Raw genomic sequence first — 25357 nt, 5'->3', positions numbered from 1 at the left:
AGTGAAGTCGGCGGCGAAAGGGCAAGATGGGCGGCATGGATTCCCGGCCGGCGCTCGACGGCGACCCGCGCGAGGTGGGTCAGCGTGTACGCAGGCTACGGGAGGCACGCGGAGTCTCCCTGTCGGAGCTGGCCAGGCGGGCCGGGATCGGCAAGGCCACACTCTCCGGCGTCGAGACCGGTCAGCGCAACCCCACCCTGGAGACGCTCTGGGCGATCACCGCGCAGCTCGGCGTGCCCATCGGCGCCATCCTCGACACCCCCGCGGAACCCCAGGTCATGTACGGCACCGCCGTCGAGGCCACCCTGCTGGAGGTGTTCGAGGACCAGGAGGTCACCTACGAGCTCTACCGGCTGCGCGTCCCGCCGGGAACCACCCAGTCCTCGCCCGCCCACCATGCGGGCGTCACCGAACACCTCACCGTCTTCCACGGCACCCTGATCGCCGGGCCGGCGTCCGCGCCGATGACGGCGGGCCCCGGCGACCACATCAGCTGGACGTCCGACGGGCCGCACCTCTACCGGGCGCAGGGACCCGACGTCGTGCAGGCCAGCCTGCTCATCCGCTACCCGGGACGGCAGACCTTGCAGGGCCGGTAGCCCTCCCGCTCGGCCTGGTCGAGGGTCCGGAAGCCGACGCGGTGCGCCGGGGTGATCCGGCGGGCGTTGTGGCAGGTCGGGAAGCAGACCACGCCCGTGGTGTCGCTGCCCAGGTAGAAGACGCTGGAGGTGGTCAGCTCGCGCATCCGCGCCAGGTCCACGCCCTCGCCCGCCAGCACCTCCTCCTTCGCGTCGGCGCCGAAGACGTACTCACCCGGGACGCCGTCCGAGCGGGTCACCCGGTGGCAGGGGATCAGCAGTGGCACCGGGTTGTTGCCCAGCGCGGTACCCACCGCCCTGACCGCCTTGGGCCGGCCGATCCTGGCGGCGATCCACGCGTACGGGCGTACCTCGCCGCGCGGGATCGTCCGCGCGGCCAGCAGCACGTCGCGCTGGAAGTCGCTGATCCCGCGCAGGTCCAGTTCAAGCCCGGACGCCTTCCCCGTGCGCAGCGCGGGGACCAGTCCCGCCGGCGGGCGATCTGCCCGCACCAGCGGGCGGCCGAAACGCCGCCGGAACGTCTCGGCGAAGCCGTCGCCGTGGTGCACGTACGCGATGCCGCGATCGGTGAAGGCCACCGACAACTCGCCGATCGGGCCCGGTACGCGGGTCCAGCGGGCGGCGATCCGGTCGTAGAGGTCGTGCGGCGGCTCCGCGGCCAGTGCCGCGAGTCCGGTGATGATCGGGTCGTGGGTCATCGGGCACCTCCCAGTGTGCGCAGCCGCTTCAGGCCTCGTGAGATATGCGATTTGACGGTGCCCTGCGGGATCCGCATGACCGTCGCGATCTCGCTGACCGGCAGGTCGACGACGTGCCGCAGCACCACGGCGGCGCGCTGGTCGTCCGGGAGCTGGACGAGCAGGTCGGCCAGTTCGTCGCCGGTCTCGTGGCGCAGGGCCGCCTCCTCCACTCCCTCACCCGGGTCCAGCGTCTCGACCGGCTCGTCGAGCAGGTGTGGTGGTGGCTTGCGGGACTTGTGCCGGGCGCAGTTGCGCCAGACGTTCATCACGATCGTGACGATCCAGGCGCGCGGCTGCAGCGCGGAGATGCGGTCGTGGTCGTAGTCGGCGAGCGCGCGGTAGGCACGCAGGAACGCCTCGGCCGTCAGGTCCTCGGCGTCGGCCCACTTGCCCGTCAGGCGGAGCGCGGTCGAGAACACCAGACCGCGGTAAGCGTTGAAGAGCTCGGCGAACCCCTCGTCGAGGTCGTCGAGCAACGCTTTGCGCACCGGATCCAGGCATTCCATGTCAATCACGTTCTATAGAACACCATCGGGGTGCGAACGGTTGCGGGGCGGTAGCCGTACCGGAAAGGAAAGGACCCGCGCCGCAACACGGCGCGGGTCCTTCCGAGGGGGACCTAGACGGCGACGGCGAGCTGCGAGACCTCGCCGAGGCGCGCGGAGACGTGGACGTCACGCGTGACGCCGCCACCGGCGATGATGCGGACGGTCCAGTCGCCGGGAGCGGCGAAGAAGCGGAAGATGCCCTCGTCGGACACCACGACCTCGCCGGTGAACTCGCCCGAGTGGTCGAGCAGCCGCGCGTAGGCGGTGCCCGCGCCGGTCACCACGCCCTGGATGACGGCCTGGGTGGACAGGTCGATCCCGGCGGGCAGCGTCGCGGTCTGCTCCGGCGCCGCGCAACCCTGAGACACAACAGACATCAGCGGGCCTCTCCCAGCTCGATCGGCACGCCCACGAGCGAGCCGTACTCGGTCCATGAACCGTCGTAGTTCTTGACGTTGGCCTGGTCGAGGATCTCGTGCAGCACGAACCACGTGTGCGCCGAGCGCTCGCCGATGCGGCAGTAGGCGATGGTGTCCTTGCCGAAGTCGACGCCGGCCTCCCCGTAGAGGGTGCGCAGGTCGTCGTCGGACTTGAAGGTGCCGTCGTCGTTGGCCGACTTCGACCACGGGATGTTGCGGGCGGTGGGCACGTGGCCGGCGCGCTGGGCCTGCTCCTGCGGGAGGTGCGCGGGAGCCAGCAGCTTGCCGGTGAACTCGTCGGGCGAGCGCACGTCGACCAGGTTGAGCTTGCCGATCGCGGTGACGACGTCGTCGCGGAAGGCGCGGATGGAGCTGTTCTGGTCCTGGGCCACGTAGGTGGTGGCGGCCTTGGCCGGCACGTCCTTGACCAGCTCGCGGGAGTCGAGCTCCCACTTCTTGCGACCGCCGTCGAGCAGCCGGACGTTCTCGTGCCCGTAGAGCTTGAAGTACCAGTAGGCGTAGGCGGCGAACCAGTTGTTGTTGCCGCCGTAGAGCACGACCTGGTCGTCGTTGGAGATGCCGCGCTCGGACAGCAGGGCCTCGAACCCGGCCTTGTCCACGAAGTCGCGGCGGACCGGGTCCTGCAGGTCGGACTTCCAGTCGATCTTGACGGCGCCACGGATGTGGCCCTTGTCGTAGGCGCTGGTGTCCTCGTCGACCTCGACGAGTACGACACCGGGCGTGTCGAGGTTGGCCTCGACCCAGTCGGCATCCACCAGGACGGCGGAGCGGCTCATTGGGGAACCTCCATTTTGGCGGCGGGCAGTAGACGGCGAATCAGCAGATACATCTCGCAGCCAAGACAGAATCCGAAGGCTGCGTTGAGGAGGGCGGCGAGGAGGGCCGCTGCCGTCGCCCCCAGGGCGAGCGGCGTGATCCCGGTGAAGAAACCGATCAGCCCGGCACCCGCGAAGACCAACCCCACCACCTGCGCGAAACGCGGCGGGCGGGCGTCTTCCGTCTCCTTCGGAGCGCTCTTGACGAGCGCCTTGAAGAGCATGGTGTACGGCGAGCGACCCGCCGTACCGAGTGCGAAAACCACCGCCTGGGCGGCCAGGAGCCAGGGGCTCTCGGTCACCAGGACGAGGATCAGGACCAAGGTCGTTATCGCGGCGCCGAAGCGCAGCGCTCTAGGGTCGGCACGCATCGCTGGATGCTCCTGAAGGGGTCGGGTTGGGGCGGACCAGAATGTCCGCGAGACCGTCCTCAGGCAGCGCGACAGAGCGCGGTGGCCACGCGGCAGAAATCAACCGCGCGCCGCTTCGTCAGCAGCTCTGTCGTGGGGTTCATGTCGATGAGACTACATCGACGTCTCGCCATCTGTCACATCTCGTCCGGCTCCTGAGACACCGCATGGCCCAAAGCCGCGAGCACGTCGGCCTTCCTGGGCTGCCCCGACGCGGTTTTCGTGATTTTTCCCGACCGATCCAGAACGAGGACCGTAGGGGTGCGCAGAATGTCCAGTTGGCGTACCAGATCCAGCCGGGACTCCGCGTCGATCTCCACGTGCGCCACGCCCGGCACGAGATCGGCCACCTCGGTCAGAATCCTGCGCGTGGCACGGCACGGCTGGCAGAACGCCGTCGAAAACTGCACCAGCGTCGCCCGTTCCCCCAGCGGCGCGCCGATCTGCCCTTCCGTCAGCACGTCTGCCGGCCTGTCAGTGGCCGTTTCGCGCATCCTTCCATCGCGGCGCAGTCGTACCACCCCGATCACCAAGCCCAGCGCCAGTGTGCCGAGCGCCACCCACAAACCCGTCATCGCTCATGGCCAACCATCGCGGGGCCCGGGTTCTTCCCTACGTCACGGTCTTGGTGTGCACCAGCAGCTTGCCGTCCTGGTCGACGATCCTGATGAACCGGATCGACTCCAGCGGCAGCTTCGTCGTCAGCTGGAAGACCGGGGGCTTCTCGTAGTTCTCCCGGCTGACCTCCCAGCCGTCGAGCGTCTCGCGCTCGCCGCCCTCGCCGAGCACGATCACGCGGCATTGGGTGCCGACCGCCACGCCGGAGACGGTGAGGTTGAGCTCGGTGCCGCCCTCCGCGGGCATCGCCATGACGGTGGCCTGCCTGGTGCCGTTGGCGCCCTTGAACTCCTTGCCCGCGGGGGCGTTCATCGTCGAGGGCGACTCCGTCGCGCTCTTGCTCGCCGCGGTCCGCGGCTCCGGGCTCGCGCTGGTGTCGAAGCCGTACTCCGGCTGGGTGGCGCTGTCCGGTGCGGCCGCCTTGCCCTGATCGGCATGCTCCGCTCCCGCGGCCGTCGAGCTGGTGCTCTCGCCGCCGGTCGTGGCCGTCCAGATCGTGCCGCCGACGGCGATCACCGCGGCGGAGGCTGCCACGGCCAGCAGGAGGCGGCCGCGCCTGCTGCGCTTGGCACGGTCGTTCAGCAGCCGGTCAAGCACCTGGCGCGGGGGGCTGGCGACCAGTTCCACGTCGCGCTCGGAGACCTTGCCCAAAAAAGCGGAGACGCCTTCGAGCTCCATGAGCTCGGCGCCGCACGCCTCGCACGTGGCGAGGTGGGTGTCGATCTCCAGCGCCTCCTCGGGGTCGAGCGCGCCGAGCGCGTGGGCGCCCAGCGACAGCCGTACCTCCTCACAGGTCATCCTCACGGCGCCAACCCCCGCTCTTCCAGCGCCAGCTTCAACGCCCGCAACGCGTAGTAGGTGCGGGACTTGACCGTGCCCGGCGGAATGCCGAGCGTGGCCGATGCCTCCTTCACGGACTTCCCCCGGTAGTAGACCTCCATGAGCACCTCGCGGTGCTCGGGCCGCAGCGCCGCCAGGGCCTCGGCCACGGCCCACGACTCGACGGCCTTCTCCAGCTCGTCGTCGGCGGGGATCACGGCCAGCGCGTCGTCACCCGTCTCCGGCGGCCTGGCCCTCCTCGCCCGGTGCTGATCGACGACGAGGTTGCGGGCCACCGTGAACAGCCACGCGCGGATCGGACGCCCGGACAGCGCGTCGGGATGCCGCCAAGCCCTCAGCAGCGTCTCCTGCACGACATCCTCCGCCCGGCCGGAATCTCCGGTAAGTCGCAACACGTAGCCATACAGCGGCCCGGCGTGCTCGTCGAAGAGGGTGCGTACAAGCTCCTCGTCGGCGGTGCCAGCTGGACTCACGCCCTCATCACGTACGGCACGGCCAGGCGGTTCACCGGCGCCTTCGCCCCGGGGCGGGTCACCCGCGGCTTTGTCCTCATCCACGGAGCGGCACGTTCTTTCCCTCGGCCGAGAGCTCCAGCCCGTCGGCCACGCTCTTCACACCCGTCACCTTCACGTCGAACGGCAGCTTGCCCTTGAACGGGATCGTGTAGGTGACGAACTGCGCCAGCTGGCTCGGCACTCCCTGGATCTTCGTGGCGGCGAGCTTGATGCCGCCGTCGGTCAGCTCCACCTTCAGCTCGGCGCTGAACTTCACCTTCTGCCCGCCGAACGGCACCTCGCCCGAGGCGACCAGCCGCTGGCCGTTGCCCGAGATCTTCACGCCGTCGGGGGCGAACTTGTCGATCGTCGCCCTGGTCACGGTGCCGCTGACGGTCAGCCGTTCGGCGCGGACGTCCGCGGTGTTCTGGATCACGTCGGACAGCGGCGCGGTGACCCCGTAGGCGACGCCGCGCAGGTTACGGATGGGCACGCCCCCGTAGGTGAGGGTCCCGAGGTCGAAGCGGACCTCGGGATAGCGGCCCGCGAGCGCCTGGGTCAGGAACGGGATGCCCTCGATCGTCACCGTGGGCGTGCCACTGAGGTCGGCGGCGGCCCCGATCCGGTTGGCCAGGTCACGCTGGACGCCGGCCACCGCGACCCGGTCGACCGCGACAAGGAGAACGATCAGCACGATCAGGAAAATGACCAGCTTGCGCATCGGGCTCCTTTGGCACGGGGGACATTGAGCTTACCGACCAATTCCCTGAAAAAACCGGAGATCACCCGCCCGCGAACGGCGGCAGAACCTCCACCGTCACCCCCTCACCCAGCACCACCTCGTCATGCGCCCGCCGGCCGACCGGATCACCGTCCACCAGGAACGACGAGCGCCTCATCACCCTGGCCAGATCGTCGCGCCCGGCTGTGATTTTCGTCATGAGTTCGCCAAGAGTGACGGCGTCGAACGGCTCCTCCGCGACCCCGGCCGCGTCCTTCGCCGCCGCCCAATAACGAACCTTTCCCGTGGCCATAGGCTCCTCACAATCGTGTCGGTCCATTGTGCGCCCCTGTTAACACGCGTGTTTCGCTGTTCAACAGGTGGACGCACAATGAACGCGAGATTCCCTTGGGTTATCCTCACGTATGGGACCTGGGCGACGTAGCCCCCGGGTCCTTGCGCGTTTTGGGGAGGCCGTGATGAGCAACCTGCTCCTGCTGACGAACGCTCTGGAGCCGTCGGCCGAGGTGCTGCCCGCTCTCGGCCTGCTGCTCCACTCTGTCCGCGTCGCGCCGGCCGAGGCCTCCGCCCTGATCGACGCCCCGCCCTCCGACACGGTGATCGTCGACGCCCGCAAAGAGCTCGCCCACGCGAAGAGCCTGTGCCGCCTCATCAGAACAACAGGCATCGACGTCCCCCTGCTGGTCATCGTCACCGAAGGCGGCCTGGCCGCGATGACCGCCGAATGGGGCGTGGACGACGTCCTGCTCGACAGCGCCGGCCCCGCCGAGGTCGAGGCCCGCCTGCGCATGGCCACCGGCCGCCTGTCCCTGGCCTCCACCGAGGACGCGCCCGACGAGATCCGCAGCGGCGAACTGTCCATCGACGAGGCCACCTACACGGCCCGCCTGCGCGGCCGCGTCCTCGACCTGACCTTCAAGGAGTTCGAACTCCTCAAGTACCTCGCCCAGCACCCCGGCCGCGTCTTCACCCGGGCGCAACTGCTGCAGGAGGTGTGGGGGTACGACTACTTCGGCGGCACCCGGACGGTGGACGTACACGTGCGGCGGCTGCGGGCGAAGCTCGGAACCGAATACGAGTCACTGATCGGCACGGTCCGCAACGTCGGCTACAGATTCGTCCCAGAACGCGGCGACTCATCCCTGGTCTCGTAGCCGCGCCGGCGAAGGCCTCCAGATCGTCTTGGCCGTTCGTCAGTGACGGTCAGGTTCCGAGGTTGCGGCCGCCGTCGACCACGATGCGCTGGCCGGTGATGAAGCCGGCGCCTTCCGAGGCCAGGAAGCTCACGGCATGGGCGACGTCGTCCGCGGTGCCCATGCGGCCCGCGGGTACCGACGCCCGGTAGGCGCTCCTGATCTCGGCCGCTACGCCGGCATGGCGCTCGACCGGGATGAAGCCCGGGGCGACGGTGTTCACGGTGATGCCGTCGGGCGCCAGTTCGCGGGCCCAGCTGAGGGTCAGGCCGATCTGGGCGTTCTTGGCGGTCGCGTAGGCCGACCGGCCCGGGGGTGGCCGGTGGGCGACTTCTGAGTCGATCTGGATGATCCGGCCGAACCCGCCTTTCCGCATCTGTTCGATCACCAGGCGGCCGAGAAGCACGGGGCTCTTGACGAAGAACTCAAGCTGGGCGAGGTGATCCGCCCAGGTGACGTCGGTCAGGGGAGCCTCGGGCTGGGGTCCGGTGGCGTTCAGCACCAGCACCTCGATGGGACCCAGGGTGGTGGTGACGGCGGCGACCAGTTCGGCGACCTGCCACTCGTCGGTGACATCGGCGAGAATCGCGTCGGCGATGCCGCCGCTGTCGCGGACGGCGCGAGCGACCTCGCGGGCCTGGGCGTCGCCGGGCGGCCCGTTGACGACGACGGCCATGCCGTCCTCGGCCAGCCGCCGCACGATGGCCCTCCCCAGCCCGCGCGAACTACCGGTCACCAGCGCGACACGCCGGCCGCTCCCGCCGGTGTCACCTGTGGTCACTTGTGTTCCTCCACTAGGACATCCCAAGCCGCATCACCTGATTGTCGTGGGCGGTTCGGCCGTCGGTGACAAGATCCCATAGGCGAGACCGCGCATGGTCCTGTCGCGATCACCACCCGGGTTTCCGGTCGCCCAGCCATACTCACGAACACGCACCTGAATGGGGAACCACATGAGCGAGGTCTTCTTACTCACGAGCTGGACCATTCCGGCCATCGTGCTTTTCTTCATTGTCTACTGGGCCGTACGGCCGGACATCCGGCATGAGAGGTACCGGCAAGAGGGCCCGAAAGTCTGAAAGCCGGCCAAGTTGCTCGTTCAATCTTGGCGAGGGCCGTCATCGTGCGGGTTTTTCGACGGACACCACAACCCCAGGGTTCGACGCGCTCGCGCTCCCGGCGAGGGCCCTCCTCGATCAAGCTACTCAGTGTGCAACGAGAGGTGGAACCTGGTGTAGTGCTCGAATTCGGCCACCGCGCCGAACCCCAGCCGCTCCAGAACAGCCACGCTCCGGTCATTGCCATGCGTCACCCCGGCGAACACATCCGTCGCCCCCAACCCGGCCAGAGCAAAGTCGATCAACGCCCCGCAAGCGGCCGTCATGTAACCCCTGCCCGTCACACCTTCATCAAGCCAGTAACCCATCGAGTACCGGGGCGGATCAACCGGATTGAGATCCGCTCTGCCAACAAGCTGATCCTCGAACCAAAGGCCAAACCGCAGATTCCGGTCGAGTGGGCTAGCAAAGTCCCGCGCAACCGCCTCCCGCGTCGCGACCTTCATCTCCTCGTAGTCGCCGTGGCGGGTCAGGTGCTCGCGATTGCGCACGATCAGCTCGTAGTACGCCTCCATCGCGTCGGCCGTAAGCGGCCGCAGGGTAAGCCGGGGCACGGAGGTCGGGAGAACGGGCAGCGCCAGATCATCAGCCACAACCAGCGACCATAGCAACCCGCTCTCCGGCCACGACGAACCACACTCCACGGGCAGCGTGCCGCCGGTGGCTGGCGCCGATCCCACCCCACGGCGATCATCCGACCTTGGCGAGCTGGTTCGCCCACGCCTTAGGCGGTCGACGGGGCGGGGTGCTCGTGGGGCGGCAGCCCCTCGATCGAGATCAGAACAGCCTGAGCCCCTCATGCGCGTAGCGCCCAAGGGCGAAGACCGAGCTTTGGGCGGGGTGCCCCCACAAAGCACAGCCTGAGTCCCCAAGCGCGAAGCGCCCCACAGCGAAGCCCGAGCCTTTGGGCCGCGCCGCCGCAAGACACAGCCTGAACCCCAAAGCGCGAAGCGCTCAGAAGGGAAGACCGAGCTTGCAAAGCGACGCGGCCCCACACATCTAGTCGACGGCGGTGATACGGCCCAGCGCCGGCGGGGCGATGGGCTGGTTCGCGGTGAGGTAGGTGACCAGGGCGTCGATGTCGAGCGGCCCGCTCCACACGTCCGTCCCGTCCTTGAAGGCGGCGAACGCGTCGCCACCACCCACGAGGAAGTTGTTCGCCGCCACCCTGACCTGCTGGGTGTCGGTAACAGCGGCACCGTCGATCTTCAGGTCACTGACCTTGGAACCCCAGGCCGCGCCTCTGCTGTACGTGTAGGTCAGGTTCGCCGAAGGCTGGAGGATCTTCTGGAACGGCTGGCCGTTGGGACCACCGACGAACTGCTGCTCCAGCAGCGTCTTCAGCTGCGCCCCCGTCAGCGTCACGACCTGCATCAGGTTGTTGAACGGCTGAACGGTGAACGCCTCCCCATATGTCACGACACCGTCCCCTTCACCCGCCGGCGACCCGGCGAACGTGAACGGAGCCCGGATGCCACCCGGGTTCATCAGCGCCACCTGCGCGTTGCCACCGGTCTTGGTGGCGGCGAGCTGGGCGTCGGCGATGAGGTTGCCGAGCGGGGTCTCGCCGGTGGGAGTGGCGGTGTTGGTGATGTCCGCGGTGATCTTGCCGACGGGCTTGTTGGCGACCGGGGCGACCCTGTCCTTCCATGTCTGGACGAAGGTGGAGATCTCGGGGTCCGCGGCGATGGTGCGGGTCACGACGTGGTTGTCGGCCGTGACGGTGTTGCGGACGATGTCGCGGCTGCGGGTGTCCACCTGGAAGTCGACCTGGGTGATCACGCGCCCGAACGATCCGCCCTGCGAGTACAGGCGATCGTTGCCCGCCGGGTCCTTGACGGTGCACTTGTACGCCTGGTGCGAGTGCCCGCTCAGCACCATGTCCACTTCGGCGTCCACCTGCGTGGCGATACGGTTGCCCGCTCCAGGTATGGCGCTGCAGGCGTCGGGCGACTGGCCGGCGTTCACCTGGTCACCCTCGTGCACCAGCACGACCTGGGCCTTGATGCCGATGAGCTTGAGGAGCTTGGAGGCGACGTTGGCGGCCTTGACCTCGTCGACGAACTTGAGGTCCTTGATGCCTTCCGCGGTGACGATGCCGGGCGTGGTCTGGGTGACCAGGCCGATGAAGCCGATCGGCACGCCGTTCTTCCACTTGATGCTGACCGGCGGCAGCGCGGGGACGCCCCAGTCCTGGAGCAGTTGCTTGGCCTGCGGCGTGGAGGCCAGCCCGGCCAGCGCGTCGGACCTCTCGTTCCGGTTCTTGAACAGCACGTTGGCGCCGACGTAGTCGAACTGGGCGCCCTTCCACCGGCCGGCGGGCGAGCAGCCGTCGACCGGGTGGCAGCCGCCCTTCATGATCCGGCGCAGCTCGGCGTACCCCTCGTCGAACTCGTGGTTGCCGACCGCGGAGACCTTCACCCCGATCTTCCCGAGGAACTCGACGGAGGGCTCGTCGTGGTAGGCGGCCGAGATGAGCGGCGTCGCGCCGATGAGGTCGCCCTGGGCGACGCCGATGGTGTTGCGGTCGGCCAGGCGCTTCATGTGGGCGGCCACGAAGGCGGCGCCACCGGCGTCGACGGTCTGACCGTTCTCGTCGACCATGCGGCCGGAGGAGCCCGTGGGCGGCTCGAGGTGGCCGTGGAAGTCGTTCAGCGCGAGGAGGCGCACGGGGACCGTTCTGGCGGTGGTCTTACCGGCGTCCGCGGGGGTGATGGCCAAGGCGAACCCGCCGGCGGCCACGGCTCCGGCCAGCGCAAGCCGGAGGAGGGATCGAGACGTCATGGACCAAGACGTTACGGCCGCAATCCATGCAACCCATGTCGCAAAGGTAACGATTCATCGGCCAGCCCCCTGGCGTTGTTTGCCATACGGACGCCTAGAGTTCGACGCATGAGCGTGCATGTGAAGGTCGCGGAACGACTTGCTGAACAGGAAATCGCCGACGTTCTGAGTGTCGTGGAAGCGGCCACCGAGGCCGACGGCGTCCGCCCCCTGAACGAGCACGTGATGCTCCACCTGCGCTACGGCGGCGACGCCCGCGCACGCTCGCTCCTGCTCTACGACGACCAGACCCTGGCCGGCTACGCCCACGTGGACCCCACCGACGAGGTCGAGGGTCCAAGTGGCGAGCTGGTGATCCACCCGTCGTACCGTCAAAGAGGGCATGGCGCGCGTCTGCTCAGCGAGGTCCTGAACATCACCGACGGCCGGCTGCGCCTGTGGGCGCACGGAGATCACCCCGGTGCGGGCGCTCTGGCCGCTTCCATGGGGTTTGAGAGGGTTCGCTCCCTGTGGCAGATGCGCCGGTCGCTGTTCGCGCCCCTGGCGTCCTTTGAGATGCCCTCAGGGGTACGGCTGCGCGCCTTCGTCCCCGGCCGCGACGAGGAGGCCTGGCTCAAGGTGAACGCGGCGGCGTTCGCCCATCACCCCGAGCAGGGGGCGTGGACCCTGGAGGACGTGCTGCGCCGCGAGGCGGAGGCGTGGTTCGACCCGGCCGGCTTCTTCCTGGCCTTCCGCGGCGACCGGCTCGTCGGCTTCCACTGGACCAAGGTCCACGGCTCCGACGAGCACGGCCACGAGCCGCTGGGCGAGGTGTACGTCGTCGGCGTCGACCCCTCCCAGCAGGGCACCGGCCTGGGCAAGTCGCTGACCGTCGCGGGCCTGCGCCATCTGCGCTCGCGCGGCCTCGCCCAGGTCATGCTCTACGTGGACGAGGCCAACGCGGCCGCGATCAGGCTCTACTCGGGTCTCGGGTTCAGCCGATGGGACATCGACGTGATGTACGCCGCTACTCCACGAGCCAGTGAAGCGCGTAGTACGACAGAGCCGCGACAAGAGCCGCGGCCGGGATCGTGAGGATCCAGCCCGTCACGATGTTTCCGGCCACCCCCCAGCGCACGGCCGACAGGCGCTTGGTGGCGCCGACGCCCATGATGGCCGAGGTGATGGTGTGGGTGGTGGAGATCGGGGCGCCGAAGCCGATGGCCGCGCCGTACAGCACGGTCGCCGCGGCGGATTCCGCCGCGAAGCCCTGCGGTGGGTCGAGCGCGATGATGCGCCGGCCCAGCGTGCGCATGATGCGCCAGCCGCCCGCATAGGTGCCGAGTGAGATCGCCCCGGCGGCGGCCAGGATGACCCACTGCGGGATCGGGTCCTTCGGGGAGGCGTAGCCGCCGACGGTGAGCGCGAGGAAGATCACGCCCATCGTCTTCTGCGCGTCCTGCAGGCCGTGCCCGAGCGCCATGGCGGCGGCGGACACAGTCTGCGCGTAACGGAAGCCGCGGTTCGTTTTTCCGGGCTGCGCGTTGCGGAAGATCCAATAGATTGCGATCATGATCGCGGCGGCGAGCGAGAAACCCACCAGCGGCGACAGGATCATGGGGATGACGACCTTCTCCACGACGCCGTCCCAATGGACGATGCTGGCCGAGGCGAGCGCCGCGCCGATCAGGCCGCCGATGAGGGCGTGGCTGGAGGAGGAGGGCAGTCCGAAGTACCAGGTGACCATGTTCCAGGTGATCGCGCCGATGAGGCCGGCGCAGACGACCACCAGACCGTGGGAACCCTGTGGGGCATCGATGATGCCTTTTCCGACGGTCTGTGCGACCTGGGTCCCCAGGTGGGCGCCGATGAAGTTCATCGCCGCCGCCATGAACAGAGCCGCCCTTGGGGTGAGGGCCCTGGTGGAGACCGAGGTGGCGATGGCGTTCGCCGCGTCGTGGAAGCCGTTGGTGTAGTCGAAGATCAACGCCACGACGACCACGCCGATGACGAGGGCGAGCGTGAGGTCCACTTAGCTTTCCTTGACCGCGATCGACTCGATCGTGTTGGCCACGTGCTCGAAGGCGTCGGCGGCCTCTTCGAGACGGTCGATGACCTCCTTCATCTTCATGACCGTGAGCGCGTCGTACTCACCGCTGAAGAGCTTGGCCAGAAGGCGCCGGTACACCTGGTCGCCCTGGTTCTCCAGGCGGTTGACCTCGATCCAGTACTCGTTCAGGTTCTTCATCGAGCGCAGCCGCGGCATCGCCTCGGCGGTGAGCTCGGCTGCGCGTTCCAGGACCTCGACCTGCCGGATGACGTCCTTGGGCAGGTGGTCGATCTGGTAGAGGACGATGAGGTCGGAGGCCTCCTCCATGAAGTCCATCACGTCGTCGAGGTTCGAGGCGAGGCGGTAGATGTCCTCGCGGTCGAATGGGGTGATGAAGCTCTCATTGAGCCGATTCATGATCGCATGAGTGCGTTCGTCACCGGCGTGTTCGCAAGCGCGCATCTTCTCGGCCAGGGCTTCCCTGTCCGAGCCGTCGCTGATGATCTCCACCAGCAGCCGGGATGCCGTGACCAGGTTGTTCGCGGAGTCGGCGAACAGGTCGTAGTAGCTGTCCTCACGAGGCGTGAGACGCAGGCGCACGTCGTTCTCCAGATGTGCGGGGATGGTCCGTGGAAGAGAGTACGGGTTACCAGGCAAAATGCGAACTTCATGTCCCCTTCATCGTGTGGCTACCCTCCATCCCTTGCCGGATACCAGCCCTGTAGATAGCTTGATCACCATTTTGCCGACGTCCGCTTTGCTGGTTTTTGAGCCAGTTATGGCTCATCCTGGTGACATATGCGGCCAGCCGCCGGTGTGTTGGGAGATCGAGCCTTCCGTCTGCTTTGGTGCAGCCTCACCGCATCTGTGGCGGCTGACTACATCTTTCCCATAGCCGTGGTGATCTCACTCGTCCGGGGTGGGTACGGCGCCGCCGCCATCGGCCTCGTCCTGGCCGGACGCCTGATCGCCCTGGTGGGCTTCGCCCTCTTCGGCGGCGTATGGGCGGACCGGCTCCCCCGCCGCGTCGTCATGGCCTGCTCCCAACTCGGCCTCGTGGCCATCGCGCTCGTCGTCGCGATCTGGCCGCTGGCGCCGTTCATGGGGATCGCCGTCTTCCTCGGCGGGCTGTGCGAGGCGTTCTTCCGCCCCGCGTTGCAGGGGGTCCTGTCAACCGTTCTTCCTGAACGGCACCGCCGTACCGGAATCGCCATGACCAGCGTCTCCCTGCGCGGCGGATCACTCCTCGGGGCGTTCACCGGAGCGGCCATCGTCGTCGCGTGGGGCCCGTGGGCCGCCTTCTTCGCCGCCGCGCTCGGGTTCGGCATCAGCGCCGGGCTCATCTGGCTCATGCGCGAACCCGTGCTGCCCGCCCAGCCGCGCCACCGCCTCATGGACGAGATCCGCCAAGGCATGCGCGAAGTCTGGTCCCGGCCCTGGATGGCCGGAGTGATCGCGGTGCTCGCCCTCCACCAGACGCTCATCGTCGCCCCGGCCCAGGTCCTGCTGCCGGCCACCGCGTCCAACCTGCAGTGGAACTTCCTGCCGCTGCACGAGGCCGACGCCATCTACGGGCTGTCGCTGGCCGCGCTCTCGCTCGGCGGGCTCATCGGGGCCTTCATCGCCTTCCTCCGGCCCAGGCCCCGGCCGGGGCTCACGGCCATGGTGGGGCTGCTGCCGTACGGGCTGGTGCCCTTGTCGCTCTTGACCTCAACGACGCCGTGGCCGGTGTTCACCTGTTTCCTGCTGGCCGGGGTCGGGCTGGAGGTCGCCGCCATCGAATGGGTCATCGGCATGCTGCGCGAGGTGCCGCCTGGGCGGCAGGCCCGCGTGGCCTCGCTGGAATGGGTGGCGGTGCTCGGGCTGACGCCGTTCGGCCTGGTCGCGACCGGTGTGCTCGTGGACACCGTCGGGGCCAGGCCGGTCTTGCTGGTCAGTGCGCTCGCCGCGGTGCTGCCGCTGGTGGCGTTGGCGATTCCCGGGCTCGTGGAGCTGCGGTCTAAATCTTGGTCCGGTGAAAACTCTTGAACGAGCGCGACGGGGTGGGGCCGCGCTGGCCCTGGTAGCGGGAGCCGTACTTCTGGGCGCCGTACGGGTGCTCGGCCGGCGAGCTCAGCCTGAACACGCACAACTGGCCGATCTTCATGCCGGGCCAGAGCTTGATGGGGAGCGTGGCGACGTTGGAGAGCTCAAGGGTGACGTGGCCGCTGAAGCCCGGGTCGATGAAGCCGGCCGTCGAGTGCGTGAGAAGCCCGAGCCGACCGAGCGAGCTCTTGCCTTCCAGGCGGCTGGCCAGGTTGTCGGGCAGGGTGATGACCTCGTAGGTCGAGGCCAGGACGAACTCGCCCGGGTGCAGGATGAACGGCTCGTCGCCGTCCGGTTCGACGAGGCGGGTGAGGTCGGGCTGCTCGACTGCCGGATCGATGTGCGGATATTTATGGTTTTCGAAGACACGGAAGAATCGATCAAGCCGGACATCGATGCTGGACGGCTGGATCATGTCCTCATCGAACGGCTCCAGGCTGAGCCTGCCGGAGTCGATCTCGGCGAAGATGTCGCGGTCTGAAAGCAGCACGTAGAGCAACCTATCGTGGTTGCGGGGGTGGGGCGGGGTTGCTTGGGGACGCCTGGTTTCCGCTACAGTGGGGGCGCGGCGTTCGGCCGACGCGGGTGTAGTTCAATGGCAGAACATCAGCTTCCCAAGCTGACAGCGCGGGTTCGATTCCCGTCACCCGCTCCACCTTGATGAAGGATGTCGCTCCTCCTCTGTACCCTCTATACGGGGAGAGGAGCACGCCATGACAGCCCAGCCTCAGAACTTCACACCCTCAGACACGTCCATGCCGGACAGGAATCTGCGCTCCATTCGCGCTGCGCTTGTGGTCCCACAAGATCGCGAAGCGTTCGACGCCGGGCTCACGGCCGTCCTAGACGAGGTCAGAGTCAGCCTCGATCTCGAAGCCCTGGCTGCGTTCGTACATCGCTGGTGGATCTCCGCCTGCGACTCGGCGAAGGACCCCGAAGGGCGACGGCAAATGCACATCCGGGCGGAGCAAGTCATAGCCGACGACGCAGCTCCGCATGGAACGCCATGGCGTGAGCTAGTCCGGATTGAATGGCCTTAGGCTCCCTCCCCCGCGTGCCCGTTGCGTGCCCGTTCACAGAGTGGTTCGCAGGGAGTCACGGAGGCTCACGGTCACTCGGCTGCATCTGCCCAGGGTGGTGCTTCCCCTGCTCCGACACCATGACCTTGAAAGAGTTCCCAAGCTGACAGCGCGGGTTCGATTCCCGTCACCCGCTCTCACGATGAAAGCCCAGGTAGACCGATGGATTCGGTACCTGGGCTTTGATGTTTCCTGATGTTCTTGGTCTCTGCGTGCCATTTGGGCCATGATCACCCTGCCGGAACCAGCGGGGCCCGGGGCATAACTCACACCTTGATGACAGTGACGCGTACACCGCACAGTGCGGTGAGGTCCTCGGGGTCGGAGGTGAGAACCGTGACGGGGCCTGGGGCCGCGAGGGCGGTGGCGCTGAGCATGGCATCGATGGCGTACTTGTGCCCGTGCAGGCCGGCGTTGGACAAGAGTGTGGCGGCGTGGCGGGCGATGGGTTCGGTGACCGGCTCGATGACGAGGCGGGATAGCGTCCATTCCAGGGCTGGCCGATTGACACGGGGGTGGACCACCTCGACAAGGGCGGCGGCAGAGGTGATGACGCGGAGGTCGTCAGCACGGGCGAGAGTGAGCCATGCGGTGATCCTACGGTCGCGCAGGACGGCCTTGGCCAGTCCCTCGCTGTCGAGGACAAGGGTGCCGCCAGGAACGGCGGGAGAACGGGTCACGCAACCGCCCCACCATCGGTCTGTCCCCGTCGGGTCTGGTGGAGTTGGTCACGCAGTGCCTGGACCTCGTCGTCGGTAATGGGGCCGTGCTCGGCCTCGGCGACCTGGATAAGTTCGCTGAGGTTGTCGCGCTCGATCTGGCGGGCGACGGCGGCGGCGACGTAGGCGGACAGGCCGGAAGGGCCACTGCGAGATCGGGCGGCCTCGGCGATGTCACGCGGCATGGTGATCGAATACTTGCCAGTAGGCTCGCTCATGCCCCCTATCCTACCTCTCATCCTCCCGTAGTCGCTGGGGAGTTGTGTATTGGTGAGAGCGAGGTCTTCGCTCCTGGGGCGCTTCGCGCCAATTGGCTCAGGCTGTGTTCAGTGGGGGCGCGGCCCCCACACCCCGCCCACTGCTCGGACTTCGCTCTTGGGGGCGCTTCGCGCCTATAGGGCTCAGGCTGTTCTTCCAGTCGAGCCGCGGGCTCGACCCCTGAAGGTCCTCCCTTCGGTCGGGCGCCCTCTCTCGGCCCACCCGTTACCCAGTCAAGTGGTTGGCCAATTGGATCCCGCCCTGACCCAAAGGTGCTCCGCTACGCTCCGCGCGCCCTTCTAGGAGCTTGCGCCATGGCCGAGACGGGCGACGTCGGCTGCCTGGGCTACAGCAAGCCCCCGCGTTTGAGAGACGCGACGACACCGGACATCCGATGTCGGTACCGCCGCGTCCGGCCTCATGAGCCTCGCCGCGTAGGAGCGCGGCCCAGAGCTTGTCGGCCTCATTGAAAGTCCAGCGGAACGTCCCGTGAATCACCGGCTTGGCCTTCTTACGACTGGTTCGGCGAATGTGCGCCTGGCCTCCCGCGCGGCACAGCCCGTACACCGTGGAACGGCAATCACAGGTCCGAGCGACCACCCGAACGCGATCTTCCCTATTGGACCCGCCGCGCCAGCTGATCTGGGTGTAGCGCTCCTGTGCGGGAGCGACATGGGGGCTGAAGCACTCGACAAGGCGGACTCAGAGGCACAGGTTGTCGAGGGCGACGTCCGGCGCTGGAAACCGTCCAGCTCTTTTCGGCCGGAGCGGACCGAAGCAAACCATGAGCCGCCACCACTTCCCCACCGCATTCGCGAGCGCGGCCGCCTGAGCAACGGTGGCGATACGCCGCCCAGCGGCCTTCTTTCCGGCCCTCTTAGCCGGGCGGAGCAAGCCGGAGTGCGCCGCGACGGGAAGGCAGACCAGGACCTGTCGCGTAAGATAAAACGTCTTACTGTGGCTGTATGGCCGACACCATCACCATCCGCAGCGACTCGGAGACCGAGCACGCACTGGATGTTCTTACCCGTGACGGCAGCTCACGCTCGGCGGCTATCCGCCAGGCCGTCCTGGAAGCCGCCCTCCGTAAGGAGCGCGCTGCCGCCATGCGTCGCGCTGTCCTACGTATGCCGCTCGGCGAACCGGACGGCATCGACATCGCCGCGGAGATCACCCGCAACCGCGAGGACGAATGCTGATGATCTATCTCGACTCGGCCGCCGTCGTGAAACTCGTCCACGCCGAGGCCGAGTCACAGGCATTGCGCGACTGGCTCGATGAACGGGCGGAGACCGGATGGACCAGCTCGGTTCTGCTAGAGATCGAGTCATCACGGGCCCTGGCGCGCTACGCCCCAGAAGCCGTCTCTCGACTTCATCTGGTCCTCGATCTGATCGAGTTTGTGGAACTGGACGCCGGCATTCGTATCCTGGCCCAGACCGTGAGACCGGTGACCGTCCAGAGCCTGGACGCTATCCACCTGGCAACTGCTCTCGGCATCCGATCCCGACTCACTTCATTCGTCACATACGACAAACGCCTGGCCGATGCTGCCCAGACAGCCGGACTAGCCGTCGACATGCCTGCCTGAGATGTCTCCCCATCACCAAGATCTCCTGTCGGGGTTCCTGGCCCGCGGATGCCTGGCTTCCGGGGCGCTTCGCGCAAACAGGCTTCAGGCTGTCCTTCCAGTCGAGCCAATGGCTCGACCCCTGAAGGTCCTCCCTTCGGTAGGCGCCCTTTTGAGGCCCCACCCGTTGCCCAGCCAAGTGGTTATGCAGTTGGATCCCACCCCACTCTGCTGCGCTCCGCGCGTCTTCTTGAAGAGCTTGCGCCATCCGTGAGCCGCTCATAGCGGTGAAACGCCACAGCATCACCCAAGGCAACCCCCGCGCAGAATGACGCGATGGCACCGGAGACCCGGTGTCGGTGCCGCCGCGTCCGGCTATCGAGGCTCGCCCGCGTAGCAGCGCTTGTCAGCCTCGCAGCCGGTTCAATCTTCTTATCGACCGGGCAACAACCCTTCTTTCCGCGGTCGAGCGGCGTCGGATCCCGACGTTTGTGACTGCCGCGGATGGGCTATTCCTCGTCTTCGACCAGGTTCAACGAGATGTGGGAGCGGAGCTGACCCGCATGACGATAGACACCCGAACGCTTCTCCCGATCGCCGAACAAGCCGTCACCATCGCCAGCCAAATCATCCGCACCAAACCGCCCGGGATCATCACTGCCAAGGGTGACCGTGACATGGCCACCGAGGTGGACTACGCCGTCGAACAGACCGTCCGCGAGTTCCTCGCAACCGAGACGCCCGAGATCGGGTTTCTCGGTGAAGAGGAAGGCGGCGCTCACATGGGTACCGGCCTGATGTGGGCACTCGATCCGGTCGACGGGACTGCTAACTTCCTGCACCGGCTTCCCCTGTGCGGGGTCTCTCTGGGCCTGGTCGACAAGGACGCATCCACACTCGGCGTGATCGAACTACCGTTTCTCGATGCCCGCTACAGCGCCGTCGTCGAAGGTGGAGCCAAGCTCAACGGCGAACCCATCGGCGCCAGCGACACCAGCGAACTCGACGCCGCACTCGTGGCTCTCGGCGACTACGCCGTGGGCACCGACGCGGAAGCTCGAAACCGGCCACGACTCGCGCTCACCCAGCTACTCGCCGCCCGTGTCCAACGAGTGCGCATGTTCGGCTCGGCCGCCATCGACCTGGCCTGGGTCGCCGAAGGCAAGATCGACGCCAACATCATGCTCAGCAACAACCCCTGGGACACAGCCGCCGGCGTCCTCATCGCCAGGGAAGCCGGAGCGGCCGTCGTCGACATCGACGGCAGCCCACACACCATGACTTCACGAGCCACCATCGCCGCCAGCCCGAAGCTCGTCGCGGGCCTCGTCGAACTCATCGCCGAAGCGCGGAAGGCGGCCAAGGAATAGTGCCTGTACCGCCGAATTTGTTCGTGGCGGTATCAAGGGCGACGCTGCGCGCCGCCACGCGGACCACGTGCGTTCCGGGGCCGTTCTCGCGCGCGACGCGCATGGGCCGCGATGGGGCTGCACCACCCGTCTCACGGCCATTCCGCCCCATCACTACGCCCTACGATCCGCCGCTGTGATGACCTTCTTCGGCCCTCTACTCGTCCTGCTACCTCGACATCCTGCTCCTCCCCGACTAGTTCGAGCCGCACTCCCCAGGCGCCGCAGGCGAACCGCATCGATGCCTACCCATGGGAGTGGGCACTCAGCGAACTTGCCGCATCCGGCTCATAAGAATCAAGCGGCGGAGCGCCGCGGCCCGTCGCTGGCCCGGCCCGGCATACCGAAGCTCCCGGCATCGACCGTGGGTTTCTGCACAATACATACACACCGGCTCGGCGAAGTCGCCATCGGCGAAAGTTAGGATCACGCGGTGGACCTAACGAGCGACCTCCCAGATGCGTCTCGCCAGCGCGCTCCCATGAACATCAGCGGCAGGACCTGGGGAATGTTCGCCGTATTGCTGGGGCTTGGGATGATTTATGCGACGAGTGTTCCCGGCGGGCATTTCGCCTGGCTCATGCTCGGCAGCATCGGCTGGCTTTCGTTCGGCGTCGGCTGGTTGATCGTGCTCGGCGTCGTCCTCGCCAGGCGGGGGAGGCTAGTCACATTGCGGCGCAACTGGCCGTTCTGGGCTGTGCCGCCCCTGGTGGTAGGGTTGGTCGGCTCACTGATCTACGTCGGTGCGCCGGTCAGGATGCGTTTCGAGTTGTCGCGCAGCGGCCTCGACCACCTCGCGAAGACGGTGTCAGAGGGGACACCGCTGGGAAAGCGGCATTGGATCGGCCTGTATCCCGTCGAGTACCTTGAAGGGTCCCGCGATGCCTTCGGCTTCATGATTGAGGACACAGGCTTCTTCGGTAGCTATGGCTTCGCCTGGAGTTCAAGCGGCGCGCCGGACATCGACGCAACGGGCTACTACCGCCATTTCGACGGCCCGTGGTACATCTGGATCGACGATTGATAAACGATTCGTCCACCTCGGGCGCCAACCGCTCGCCAGGGCGTGAATAACTCTACGAAGAGTGCCACCCGGATGGACGATCACGAGCTGGGCTGAACGGATTTGGGCACGGCGTTCTTGCGAATGGGTAACCTCGGAATGGCAGTCGCAGGTCCCAGCAACCACCCGAACGCGATCTTCCCTGTTGACCGCCCCGCGCCAACCGAGCTGGGTGAACCGCTCCGACAGGACGATCACGATGCACGCACCGATCCTGTGCCCGCGCACGGCAGGGCAATCCCTCGCTGTCGTGAACCACGGGACTGTCCCGCCTGCCGGCCGGCGCAACCTGAAACGCCAGAGCGCCTTGAGCTTAACGTCTGCGACGAGACGATCCGCGCTACAGCAAGGCGATCGACGATTCAAGGCCACCGACACATCCTGCGGATGCTCGTTGCCGAATAGAGCTGGCCGGGGTTCTCCGGCGTCCCGACCAATGCAGGAGCAGATATGCAAGCTGACATCTCCCGCCCTACCCGCCGCTGGGTCCGGCTGCTGGCGTCCTTGGCCGTCGCGACCGCCGGTCTCACCGTCGCTGGTGCCGTTAGCACAGCGACGCCCGCAAGCGCCTGCTGCTTCCAGGGCCGACACCCCGACGAGGATGGGTTCGTGGTCGTCGAACGCGCCGGTTTCGGCAACTACGACTATGTCTACAACAGCGGGCTGGTCCGGGAGTATCGCAACTTCACGTTCTTCCGCGAGTACCGCCGCTGACGACGAGCGCCCGTTCCCGCTGGCAGCCTGTCAGCGGGGGCGGGGCCGTATCGCTGATTCTCGTACATCCCGAAGGTTGTACGTGCGCCATGAGCCACTTCACGCGGTCCGACTCGAAAGGCTTCGGCCACGGTGACGTATCCGGGTCGCCGACATTATCGAGAGCTTGGGAAGCGTCCGGCTTCACGACCTGGTCACCGCCCCTGACCAGCCCATGGTCGTTTCCAAGCTGACAGCGGCTTCGGGCTTCAGGAAGTACTGGACGGCTTCCGTAGTTTTCAGCACGGCCGGGTCATATTGTGGCGCAGGCCATATCTGAAGGTAGTGGTCATCAACCGAGCAGCGCTCTTCATCCACTCCTCGGATGTGATAGCGCAAGCGGTACACGCCGGGACCAGAAAGCAACGGGGAAAGGTTGTGCGCCTTTTCATCGTCCCAATCCATAAGCCACCCCACCAGGAAGACCTTGCCGGACGGGGACTCAAAACTGATCTCCACGACGTCCTCGTAGCCGTCCAGGTCAGCACCTGGATCCCGGTCGGCGGCAGTCACCGTAAAGGGAATCTCTCCCCATTGCGTGGCGATGTTCAGGCTCGCGAGACCTCTCTCCTCTAATTTGATGAGCCCAACGGAGTGAGTCCGTGGGTCGGCCGGTATGCCGGCGGCCTCATAGTCCCCACGATCCATGAGGTAGACCTGACCACAGTCCTCCACCTCCACGTCCATTCGCTTCGTGTACACGACAGAAAATTCGTCTCTGCTCATGGGCGGGAAGCATAGAGTCCGTCCACGACACTTTCGGCTACCTGGCCGCGCAACTCCAGGCGCGCCCCTCTTGAGGCGCCACCCGTTGCCAAGTTGGATCTCACTCTTGTCCAAAGATGCTCCGCTTCGCACGTTCCTTGAAGAGCTTGGACCGTACGATGAGCTGCTCACAGCGGCGAAAGGTCGCAGCGCGTGGTCCTGAGGCCGGTCCCACGCTGGGAACCGTGCGCCGGGAGTACATGGCCGCCAAGCCGTACAGTATCGAGATGTCCGAGGGCACACCGTCCGACGGACGGTACGCCGAACTTCGCAGACTGGGCGAGGAAGAGCGTCAAATGACGGTCGAGCTCCAGCAGACCCGCACCCAGGTTGCCAGACTCATCCAGCAGTTTCTTCCGCCGCATGCGCGCACCGAGAAGATAGACGAGGTTGCGCAGGCCAGCGGCTACAGCCGGACTCTGATGGACGCCCTCCGGTACAAGGACCACCCCTGGCACCAGGGCAGCGGGCCCAAGAAGGAATGAGCCTCCGGCTGGGGCGACTCCAGGTGATCAGGCAAGCCGCCGATAGGAGCCTCATCGCCGGCTGCGCCGCGCCTCCAGCGCTTCGGATAGCCCGGGAGGGCCGTGCGCCGCACTCGCTCATGGTCCGAAGCGTTGCACGGTTCTTACCAGGTCAGAGTGGCGCGGTCGCTCCTGACCGGTCTCCTGGTCAGATCGGCCACGGCGAGCCGGGGCCCAAACTGGCGGTTCGTTGACCGGGCGTTCTCACTGCGGGCCGGAGCGGGCGCGGCGGCTCACCAGGACGATCAGCCCTGTCTGAATGACAAGCATCCCCAGTGCGATCAGTCCCGACACGGAGGACATCGCTTCCTCCGAAAGCCCACCACCACATTCCGTAATGTTGCCGCCGTCGTATAACACGGCGCAGTTGCGCCCCAGGACCGCAGTAACGGCCAACCAGTTGGCCATGAGAAGTGGGGCCGCGCCCAGGAAGAGGGCTGGCGCTAGGTATTTCGACTTGCCAACTACTGGGTTGCAGATAGGAGACGCCACCTCTCCCATTCTAAGTGTGGGCGCGGAGACGCAGGTCCAAACGCTCAGATCCCATGGAGAGCTGGCCAACCTGCCTTGCGCGCGCTTCTCCTCACCGCCGCCGCTGCTGAGCACGTCGTACGGCCGACCCTGCGGGCCCGTTGTCAACGGCGGAAGGGCCACAGCGAAAAGGAGCGGCGTCGCCGGGCGAGGACGCGACGCACCAGGTCCTTGGTGATGTCGTTCCGGCGCCGACCGTAGCGAATCTCGGTGTATACCTCTTCAGGCGTGAACTTCGGGTGTTGGGCGGCGACTTCGCGGATGTATCGGGCCTTAGCCTCGTCGAGGTTGGAGTCTGCTCGTGGGATACGGCGTTCGAGGGGCCGATGTATCCGCCGACCCGATTTGTCGAAGTAGACCACGCATACCTCCAAGCACCGGATGACTTGACGCTAAAAATGCACGGCATGCAGGTCTATGACCGAAATGTGCGCAACTATGACGTCGAATGACACGTTCCTGCCAGCCCTAAGCTGTCGGCTGCCGTTTCAGGTGAGAGCCGGCAGCTACAGGGAGGTGCGGGGCGAACGTTCACGTTGCGGTCGTGGACCCTGTGCCCGTGTTCCGGCATGGCGTCGTGGCGGCGTTGTCAAGCGTGGGATACCTCGTCGAGGAGCCCGCCGATGCGGCCACATGGCTCAACGAACGGCCAGGCGCGATGATTCTGCTGACCTTGCGCTCTGCCGAGGACCTTGACCAGGTGATCGCCTTATGCCGCGTACGGCCCCGGCCCCTCATCGTCGCGCTGCCTTTCGGCGAGGCCCCTTCGCTGGGAGTGCGGGCCATGCGAGCGGGTGCCCGGTCGGTGGTGGCGCACACTGCGACGGTGCCGGCGTTGCAACGGGCGGTGGCCGCGACACTCGACGGCGAGGCAGTCATGCCGGCCGACGTGGCCGACCTTCTGGTTGCTGGACGGGGTGGACGGCCACCCCGTCGCTCGGTTCTCTCGAAGGAGCAGATTGCCTGGTTGCGGCGGCTATCCGATGGTTGGACCGTGGCGCGCCTCGCCACGGAGGCCGGGTACTCCGAGCGTGCGATGTACCGGCTACTCAAGACGCTTTACCAACAGATAGGCGCCGATTCCCGGTTCGAGGCCATGTTGCTGGCACATGAGGAGGGCTGGTTTCAGACCTAGATGTACTGACCACAGAGGTTAGGTACGGGGATTGATCGTTTTGGCATGAGGAAGGGCCTCCGGGTTCGGTGTGGATTGCGACATCTGCACCGAGAA

32 protein-coding genes and 1 tRNA gene are annotated in these 25357 nt (G+C 66.8%); 12 read left to right on the top strand and 21 right to left on the bottom strand.

Translation table 11 applies throughout. From position 1 onward, the window contains the following. The first annotated feature begins 35 nt into the window (after positions 1–35). Positions 36–599, top strand: a complete 564-nt coding sequence (locus ACIBHY_RS53480; RefSeq protein ID WP_397259053.1) for a helix-turn-helix domain-containing protein — start codon at positions 36–38, stop codon at positions 597–599. Here the strand turns inward: ACIBHY_RS53480 and ACIBHY_RS53475 are convergent. The 11 genes from ACIBHY_RS53475 to ACIBHY_RS53425 form a co-directional block, all read right to left on the bottom strand. Beyond that, a complete protein-coding gene (locus ACIBHY_RS53475) occupies positions 566–1297 on the bottom strand; it encodes a methylated-DNA--[protein]-cysteine S-methyltransferase (RefSeq protein ID WP_397310917.1) in 732 nt (243 codons plus the stop codon). The two genes, ACIBHY_RS53480 and ACIBHY_RS53475, sit on opposite strands and share 34 nt — an antisense overlap. Beyond that, positions 1294–1845 (bottom strand): RNA polymerase sigma factor, encoded by a 552-nt coding sequence (locus tag ACIBHY_RS53470; protein ID WP_379622802.1) that lies wholly within the window; start codon positions 1843–1845, stop codon positions 1294–1296. Before ACIBHY_RS53470 ends, ACIBHY_RS53475 begins: the two co-directional genes overlap by 4 nt. Before the next feature lie 113 nt (positions 1846–1958). Further along, positions 1959–2264 carry a DUF1416 domain-containing protein gene (locus ACIBHY_RS53465; RefSeq protein ID WP_184958290.1) on the bottom strand — a complete coding sequence of 102 codons (306 nt, stop codon included), beginning with the start codon at positions 2262–2264 and terminating at the stop codon, positions 1959–1961. Further along, a complete protein-coding gene (locus ACIBHY_RS53460) occupies positions 2264–3103 on the bottom strand; it encodes a sulfurtransferase (protein WP_379622778.1) in 840 nt (279 codons plus the stop codon). Before ACIBHY_RS53460 ends, ACIBHY_RS53465 begins: the two co-directional genes overlap by 1 nt. Continuing rightward, complete coding sequence (locus tag ACIBHY_RS53455; RefSeq protein ID WP_397259057.1) at positions 3100–3513, bottom strand: DUF4395 domain-containing protein; 414 nt, start codon at positions 3511–3513, stop codon at positions 3100–3102. The genes ACIBHY_RS53460 and ACIBHY_RS53455 overlap by 4 nt, the downstream gene beginning before the upstream one ends. Positions 3514–3572: 59 nt before the next feature. Then, a complete protein-coding gene (locus ACIBHY_RS53450) occupies positions 3573–3656 on the bottom strand; it encodes a putative leader peptide (RefSeq protein WP_357918323.1) in 84 nt (27 codons plus the stop codon). Positions 3657–3689: 33 nt separating this feature from the next. Next, positions 3690–4046 carry a TlpA family protein disulfide reductase gene (locus ACIBHY_RS53445; RefSeq protein WP_397310929.1) on the bottom strand — a complete coding sequence of 119 codons (357 nt, stop codon included), beginning with the start codon at positions 4044–4046 and terminating at the stop codon, positions 3690–3692. Positions 4047–4164: 118 nt separating this feature from the next. Next, positions 4165–4968: an anti-sigma factor family protein gene (locus ACIBHY_RS53440; RefSeq protein ID WP_397259103.1), complete on the bottom strand. Its 804-nt coding sequence runs from the start codon at positions 4966–4968 to the stop codon at positions 4165–4167. Between the two features lie 2 nt (positions 4969–4970). After that, positions 4971–5483 (bottom strand): sigma-70 family RNA polymerase sigma factor, encoded by a 513-nt coding sequence (locus ACIBHY_RS53435; RefSeq protein WP_397093222.1) that lies wholly within the window; start codon positions 5481–5483, stop codon positions 4971–4973. Between the two features lie 76 nt (positions 5484–5559). Next, positions 5560–6225 (bottom strand): DUF2993 domain-containing protein, encoded by a 666-nt coding sequence (locus tag ACIBHY_RS53430; protein ID WP_397259059.1) that lies wholly within the window; start codon positions 6223–6225, stop codon positions 5560–5562. 61 nt (positions 6226–6286) lie between these two features. After that, positions 6287–6538 carry a MoaD/ThiS family protein gene (locus tag ACIBHY_RS53425; RefSeq protein WP_397259061.1) on the bottom strand — a complete coding sequence of 84 codons (252 nt, stop codon included), beginning with the start codon at positions 6536–6538 and terminating at the stop codon, positions 6287–6289. 166 nt (positions 6539–6704) lie between these two features. On the opposite strand from ACIBHY_RS53425, the gene ACIBHY_RS53420 reads away from it, so the two are divergent. Beyond that, positions 6705–7400 carry a winged-helix domain-containing protein gene (locus tag ACIBHY_RS53420; protein ID WP_397259063.1) on the top strand — a complete coding sequence of 232 codons (696 nt, stop codon included), beginning with the start codon at positions 6705–6707 and terminating at the stop codon, positions 7398–7400. Positions 7401–7449: 49 nt separating this feature from the next. Here ACIBHY_RS53420 and ACIBHY_RS53415 read toward each other — a convergent pair whose 3' ends face one another. The 3 genes from ACIBHY_RS53415 to ACIBHY_RS53405 all read right to left on the bottom strand — a co-directional run bounded on the left by ACIBHY_RS53415 (position 7450) and on the right by ACIBHY_RS53405 (position 11341). Beyond that, a complete protein-coding gene (locus ACIBHY_RS53415) occupies positions 7450–8220 on the bottom strand; it encodes an SDR family NAD(P)-dependent oxidoreductase (RefSeq protein WP_397310916.1) in 771 nt (256 codons plus the stop codon). A 420-nt stretch (positions 8221–8640) separates the two neighbouring features. Then, positions 8641–9150 carry a GNAT family N-acetyltransferase gene (locus tag ACIBHY_RS53410; RefSeq protein ID WP_397310915.1) on the bottom strand — a complete coding sequence of 170 codons (510 nt, stop codon included), beginning with the start codon at positions 9148–9150 and terminating at the stop codon, positions 8641–8643. A 406-nt stretch (positions 9151–9556) separates the two neighbouring features. Continuing rightward, on the bottom strand, positions 9557–11341 hold the full coding sequence (locus ACIBHY_RS53405; RefSeq protein ID WP_397259069.1) for a bifunctional metallophosphatase/5'-nucleotidase: 1785 nt from the start codon (positions 11339–11341) through the stop codon (positions 9557–9559). Positions 11342–11449: 108 nt separating this feature from the next. Between ACIBHY_RS53405 and mshD the strand changes: the two genes are divergently transcribed. Beyond that, positions 11450–12415, top strand: a complete 966-nt coding sequence (gene mshD / locus ACIBHY_RS53400) for a mycothiol synthase (protein WP_397310914.1) — start codon at positions 11450–11452, stop codon at positions 12413–12415. Here mshD and ACIBHY_RS53395 read toward each other — a convergent pair. Together ACIBHY_RS53395 and ACIBHY_RS53390 are read right to left on the bottom strand one after the other, a co-directional pair. After that, on the bottom strand, positions 12348–13352 hold the full coding sequence (locus ACIBHY_RS53395; RefSeq protein ID WP_397259073.1) for an anion permease: 1005 nt from the start codon (positions 13350–13352) through the stop codon (positions 12348–12350). The genes mshD and ACIBHY_RS53395 overlap by 68 nt on opposite strands. Then, complete coding sequence (locus tag ACIBHY_RS53390) at positions 13353–13970, bottom strand: DUF47 family protein (protein ID WP_184958320.1); 618 nt, start codon at positions 13968–13970, stop codon at positions 13353–13355. A gap of 198 nt (positions 13971–14168) precedes the next feature. Here ACIBHY_RS53390 and ACIBHY_RS53385 point away from each other — a divergent pair, with 198 nt between their 5' ends. Continuing rightward, positions 14169–15398, top strand: coding sequence for an MFS transporter (locus ACIBHY_RS53385; RefSeq protein WP_397259075.1), 1230 nt, complete (start codon positions 14169–14171; stop codon positions 15396–15398). Here the strand turns inward: ACIBHY_RS53385 and dcd are convergent. Next, positions 15370–15945 carry a dCTP deaminase gene (dcd, locus tag ACIBHY_RS53380; RefSeq protein ID WP_397259077.1) on the bottom strand — a complete coding sequence of 192 codons (576 nt, stop codon included), beginning with the start codon at positions 15943–15945 and terminating at the stop codon, positions 15370–15372. The two genes, ACIBHY_RS53385 and dcd, sit on opposite strands and share 29 nt — an antisense overlap. Before the next feature lie 91 nt (positions 15946–16036). Between dcd and ACIBHY_RS53375 the strand changes: the two genes are divergently transcribed. Then, positions 16037–16110: transfer RNA gene (locus ACIBHY_RS53375), tRNA-Gly, on the top strand. 58 nt (positions 16111–16168) lie between these two features. After that, positions 16169–16495, top strand: a complete 327-nt coding sequence (locus ACIBHY_RS53370) for a DUF6247 family protein (protein ID WP_397310913.1) — start codon at positions 16169–16171, stop codon at positions 16493–16495. Positions 16496–16800: 305 nt separating this feature from the next. Here the strand turns inward: ACIBHY_RS53370 and ACIBHY_RS53365 are convergent, their stop codons facing one another. Further along, positions 16801–17214: a PIN domain-containing protein gene (locus ACIBHY_RS53365; protein ID WP_397310912.1), complete on the bottom strand. Its 414-nt coding sequence runs from the start codon at positions 17212–17214 to the stop codon at positions 16801–16803. Further along, positions 17211–17471 (bottom strand): CopG family transcriptional regulator, encoded by a 261-nt coding sequence (locus tag ACIBHY_RS53360; protein WP_397310911.1) that lies wholly within the window; start codon positions 17469–17471, stop codon positions 17211–17213. The genes ACIBHY_RS53365 and ACIBHY_RS53360 overlap by 4 nt, the downstream gene beginning before the upstream one ends. A gap of 1005 nt (positions 17472–18476) precedes the next feature. On the opposite strand from ACIBHY_RS53360, the gene ACIBHY_RS53355 reads away from it, so the two are divergent. The 4 genes from ACIBHY_RS53355 (at position 18477) to ACIBHY_RS53340 (ending at position 21514) form a co-directional block, all read left to right on the top strand. Beyond that, the gene (locus ACIBHY_RS53355) at positions 18477–18710 is read left to right on the top strand and encodes a hypothetical protein (RefSeq protein WP_397310910.1); all 234 of its coding nucleotides are present in this window, start codon (positions 18477–18479) and stop codon (positions 18708–18710) included. Then, entirely contained in the window at positions 18710–19102 is a 393-nt protein-coding gene (locus tag ACIBHY_RS53350) for a type II toxin-antitoxin system VapC family toxin (RefSeq protein ID WP_397310909.1), read from the top strand. The genes ACIBHY_RS53355 and ACIBHY_RS53350 overlap by 1 nt, the downstream gene beginning before the upstream one ends. 542 nt (positions 19103–19644) lie before the next feature. Then, positions 19645–20451 carry an inositol monophosphatase family protein gene (locus tag ACIBHY_RS53345; protein ID WP_397310908.1) on the top strand — a complete coding sequence of 269 codons (807 nt, stop codon included), beginning with the start codon at positions 19645–19647 and terminating at the stop codon, positions 20449–20451. Between the two features lie 520 nt (positions 20452–20971). After that, positions 20972–21514, top strand: coding sequence for a hypothetical protein (locus ACIBHY_RS53340; RefSeq protein ID WP_397310907.1), 543 nt, complete (start codon positions 20972–20974; stop codon positions 21512–21514). Positions 21515–22450: 936 nt separating this feature from the next. Here ACIBHY_RS53340 and ACIBHY_RS53335 read toward each other — a convergent pair. Then, positions 22451–23032: a hypothetical protein gene (locus ACIBHY_RS53335; protein ID WP_397310906.1), complete on the bottom strand. Its 582-nt coding sequence runs from the start codon at positions 23030–23032 to the stop codon at positions 22451–22453. A gap of 224 nt (positions 23033–23256) precedes the next feature. Here ACIBHY_RS53335 and ACIBHY_RS53330 point away from each other — a divergent pair, with 224 nt between their 5' ends. Beyond that, positions 23257–23556 (top strand): hypothetical protein, encoded by a 300-nt coding sequence (locus ACIBHY_RS53330; RefSeq protein ID WP_397310905.1) that lies wholly within the window; start codon positions 23257–23259, stop codon positions 23554–23556. A gap of 674 nt (positions 23557–24230) precedes the next feature. On the opposite strand, the gene ACIBHY_RS53325 is transcribed toward ACIBHY_RS53330, so the two are convergent. Further along, positions 24231–24488 carry a hypothetical protein gene (locus ACIBHY_RS53325; RefSeq protein WP_397310904.1) on the bottom strand — a complete coding sequence of 86 codons (258 nt, stop codon included), beginning with the start codon at positions 24486–24488 and terminating at the stop codon, positions 24231–24233. A 182-nt stretch (positions 24489–24670) separates the two neighbouring features. Between ACIBHY_RS53325 and ACIBHY_RS53320 the strand changes: the two genes are divergently transcribed. Further along, a complete protein-coding gene (locus ACIBHY_RS53320; RefSeq protein WP_397310903.1) occupies positions 24671–25261 on the top strand; it encodes a helix-turn-helix transcriptional regulator in 591 nt (196 codons plus the stop codon). Positions 25262–25357 lie beyond the last annotated feature (96 nt).

The sequence above is a fragment of the Nonomuraea sp. NPDC050547 genome (assembly GCF_044457345.1).
Lineage (GTDB): Bacteria > Actinomycetota > Actinomycetes > Streptosporangiales > Streptosporangiaceae > Nonomuraea.
Note: the sequence above shows the minus strand (reverse complement) of the source record. Positions and strands in the feature narration are given on the sequence as shown.

Excerpts from the sequence above, each read along its gene's own strand:
- ACIBHY_RS53455 (WP_397259057.1), bottom strand. The coding sequence starts at position 3,513 with ATGCGTGCCGACCCTAGAGCGCTGCGCTTCGGCGCCGCGATAACGACC.
- ACIBHY_RS53360 (WP_397310911.1), bottom strand. The coding sequence starts at position 17,471 with ATGAGCGAGCCTACTGGCAAGTATTCGATCACCATGCCGCGTGACATC.
- ACIBHY_RS53475 (WP_397310917.1), bottom strand. The coding sequence starts at position 1,297 with ATGACCCACGACCCGATCATCACCGGACTCGCGGCACTGGCCGCGGAG.
- ACIBHY_RS53440 (WP_397259103.1), bottom strand. The coding sequence starts at position 4,968 with ATGACCTGTGAGGAGGTACGGCTGTCGCTGGGCGCCCACGCGCTCGGC.
- ACIBHY_RS53345 (WP_397310908.1), top strand. The coding sequence starts at position 19,645 with ATGACGATAGACACCCGAACGCTTCTCCCGATCGCCGAACAAGCCGTC.
- ACIBHY_RS53420 (WP_397259063.1), top strand. The coding sequence starts at position 6,705 with ATGAGCAACCTGCTCCTGCTGACGAACGCTCTGGAGCCGTCGGCCGAG.
- ACIBHY_RS53450 (WP_357918323.1), bottom strand. The coding sequence starts at position 3,656 with ATGAACCCCACGACAGAGCTGCTGACGAAGCGGCGCGCGGTTGATTTC.
- ACIBHY_RS53460 (WP_379622778.1), bottom strand. The coding sequence starts at position 3,103 with ATGAGCCGCTCCGCCGTCCTGGTGGATGCCGACTGGGTCGAGGCCAAC.
- ACIBHY_RS53385 (WP_397259075.1), top strand. The coding sequence starts at position 14,169 with ATGCGGCCAGCCGCCGGTGTGTTGGGAGATCGAGCCTTCCGTCTGCTT.
- mshD (WP_397310914.1), top strand. The coding sequence starts at position 11,450 with ATGAGCGTGCATGTGAAGGTCGCGGAACGACTTGCTGAACAGGAAATC.
- ACIBHY_RS53425 (WP_397259061.1), bottom strand. The coding sequence starts at position 6,538 with ATGGCCACGGGAAAGGTTCGTTATTGGGCGGCGGCGAAGGACGCGGCC.
- ACIBHY_RS53480 (WP_397259053.1), top strand. The coding sequence starts at position 36 with ATGGATTCCCGGCCGGCGCTCGACGGCGACCCGCGCGAGGTGGGTCAG.
- ACIBHY_RS53430 (WP_397259059.1), bottom strand. The coding sequence starts at position 6,225 with ATGCGCAAGCTGGTCATTTTCCTGATCGTGCTGATCGTTCTCCTTGTC.
- ACIBHY_RS53405 (WP_397259069.1), bottom strand. The coding sequence starts at position 11,341 with ATGACGTCTCGATCCCTCCTCCGGCTTGCGCTGGCCGGAGCCGTGGCC.
- ACIBHY_RS53335 (WP_397310906.1), bottom strand. The coding sequence starts at position 23,032 with ATGAGCAGAGACGAATTTTCTGTCGTGTACACGAAGCGAATGGACGTG.
- ACIBHY_RS53340 (WP_397310907.1), top strand. The coding sequence starts at position 20,972 with ATGAACATCAGCGGCAGGACCTGGGGAATGTTCGCCGTATTGCTGGGG.
- ACIBHY_RS53355 (WP_397310910.1), top strand. The coding sequence starts at position 18,477 with ATGGCCGACACCATCACCATCCGCAGCGACTCGGAGACCGAGCACGCA.
- ACIBHY_RS53350 (WP_397310909.1), top strand. The coding sequence starts at position 18,710 with ATGATCTATCTCGACTCGGCCGCCGTCGTGAAACTCGTCCACGCCGAG.
- ACIBHY_RS53370 (WP_397310913.1), top strand. The coding sequence starts at position 16,169 with ATGACAGCCCAGCCTCAGAACTTCACACCCTCAGACACGTCCATGCCG.
- ACIBHY_RS53470 (WP_379622802.1), bottom strand. The coding sequence starts at position 1,845 with ATGGAATGCCTGGATCCGGTGCGCAAAGCGTTGCTCGACGACCTCGAC.
- ACIBHY_RS53445 (WP_397310929.1), bottom strand. The coding sequence starts at position 4,046 with ATGCGCGAAACGGCCACTGACAGGCCGGCAGACGTGCTGACGGAAGGG.
- ACIBHY_RS53465 (WP_184958290.1), bottom strand. The coding sequence starts at position 2,264 with ATGTCTGTTGTGTCTCAGGGTTGCGCGGCGCCGGAGCAGACCGCGACG.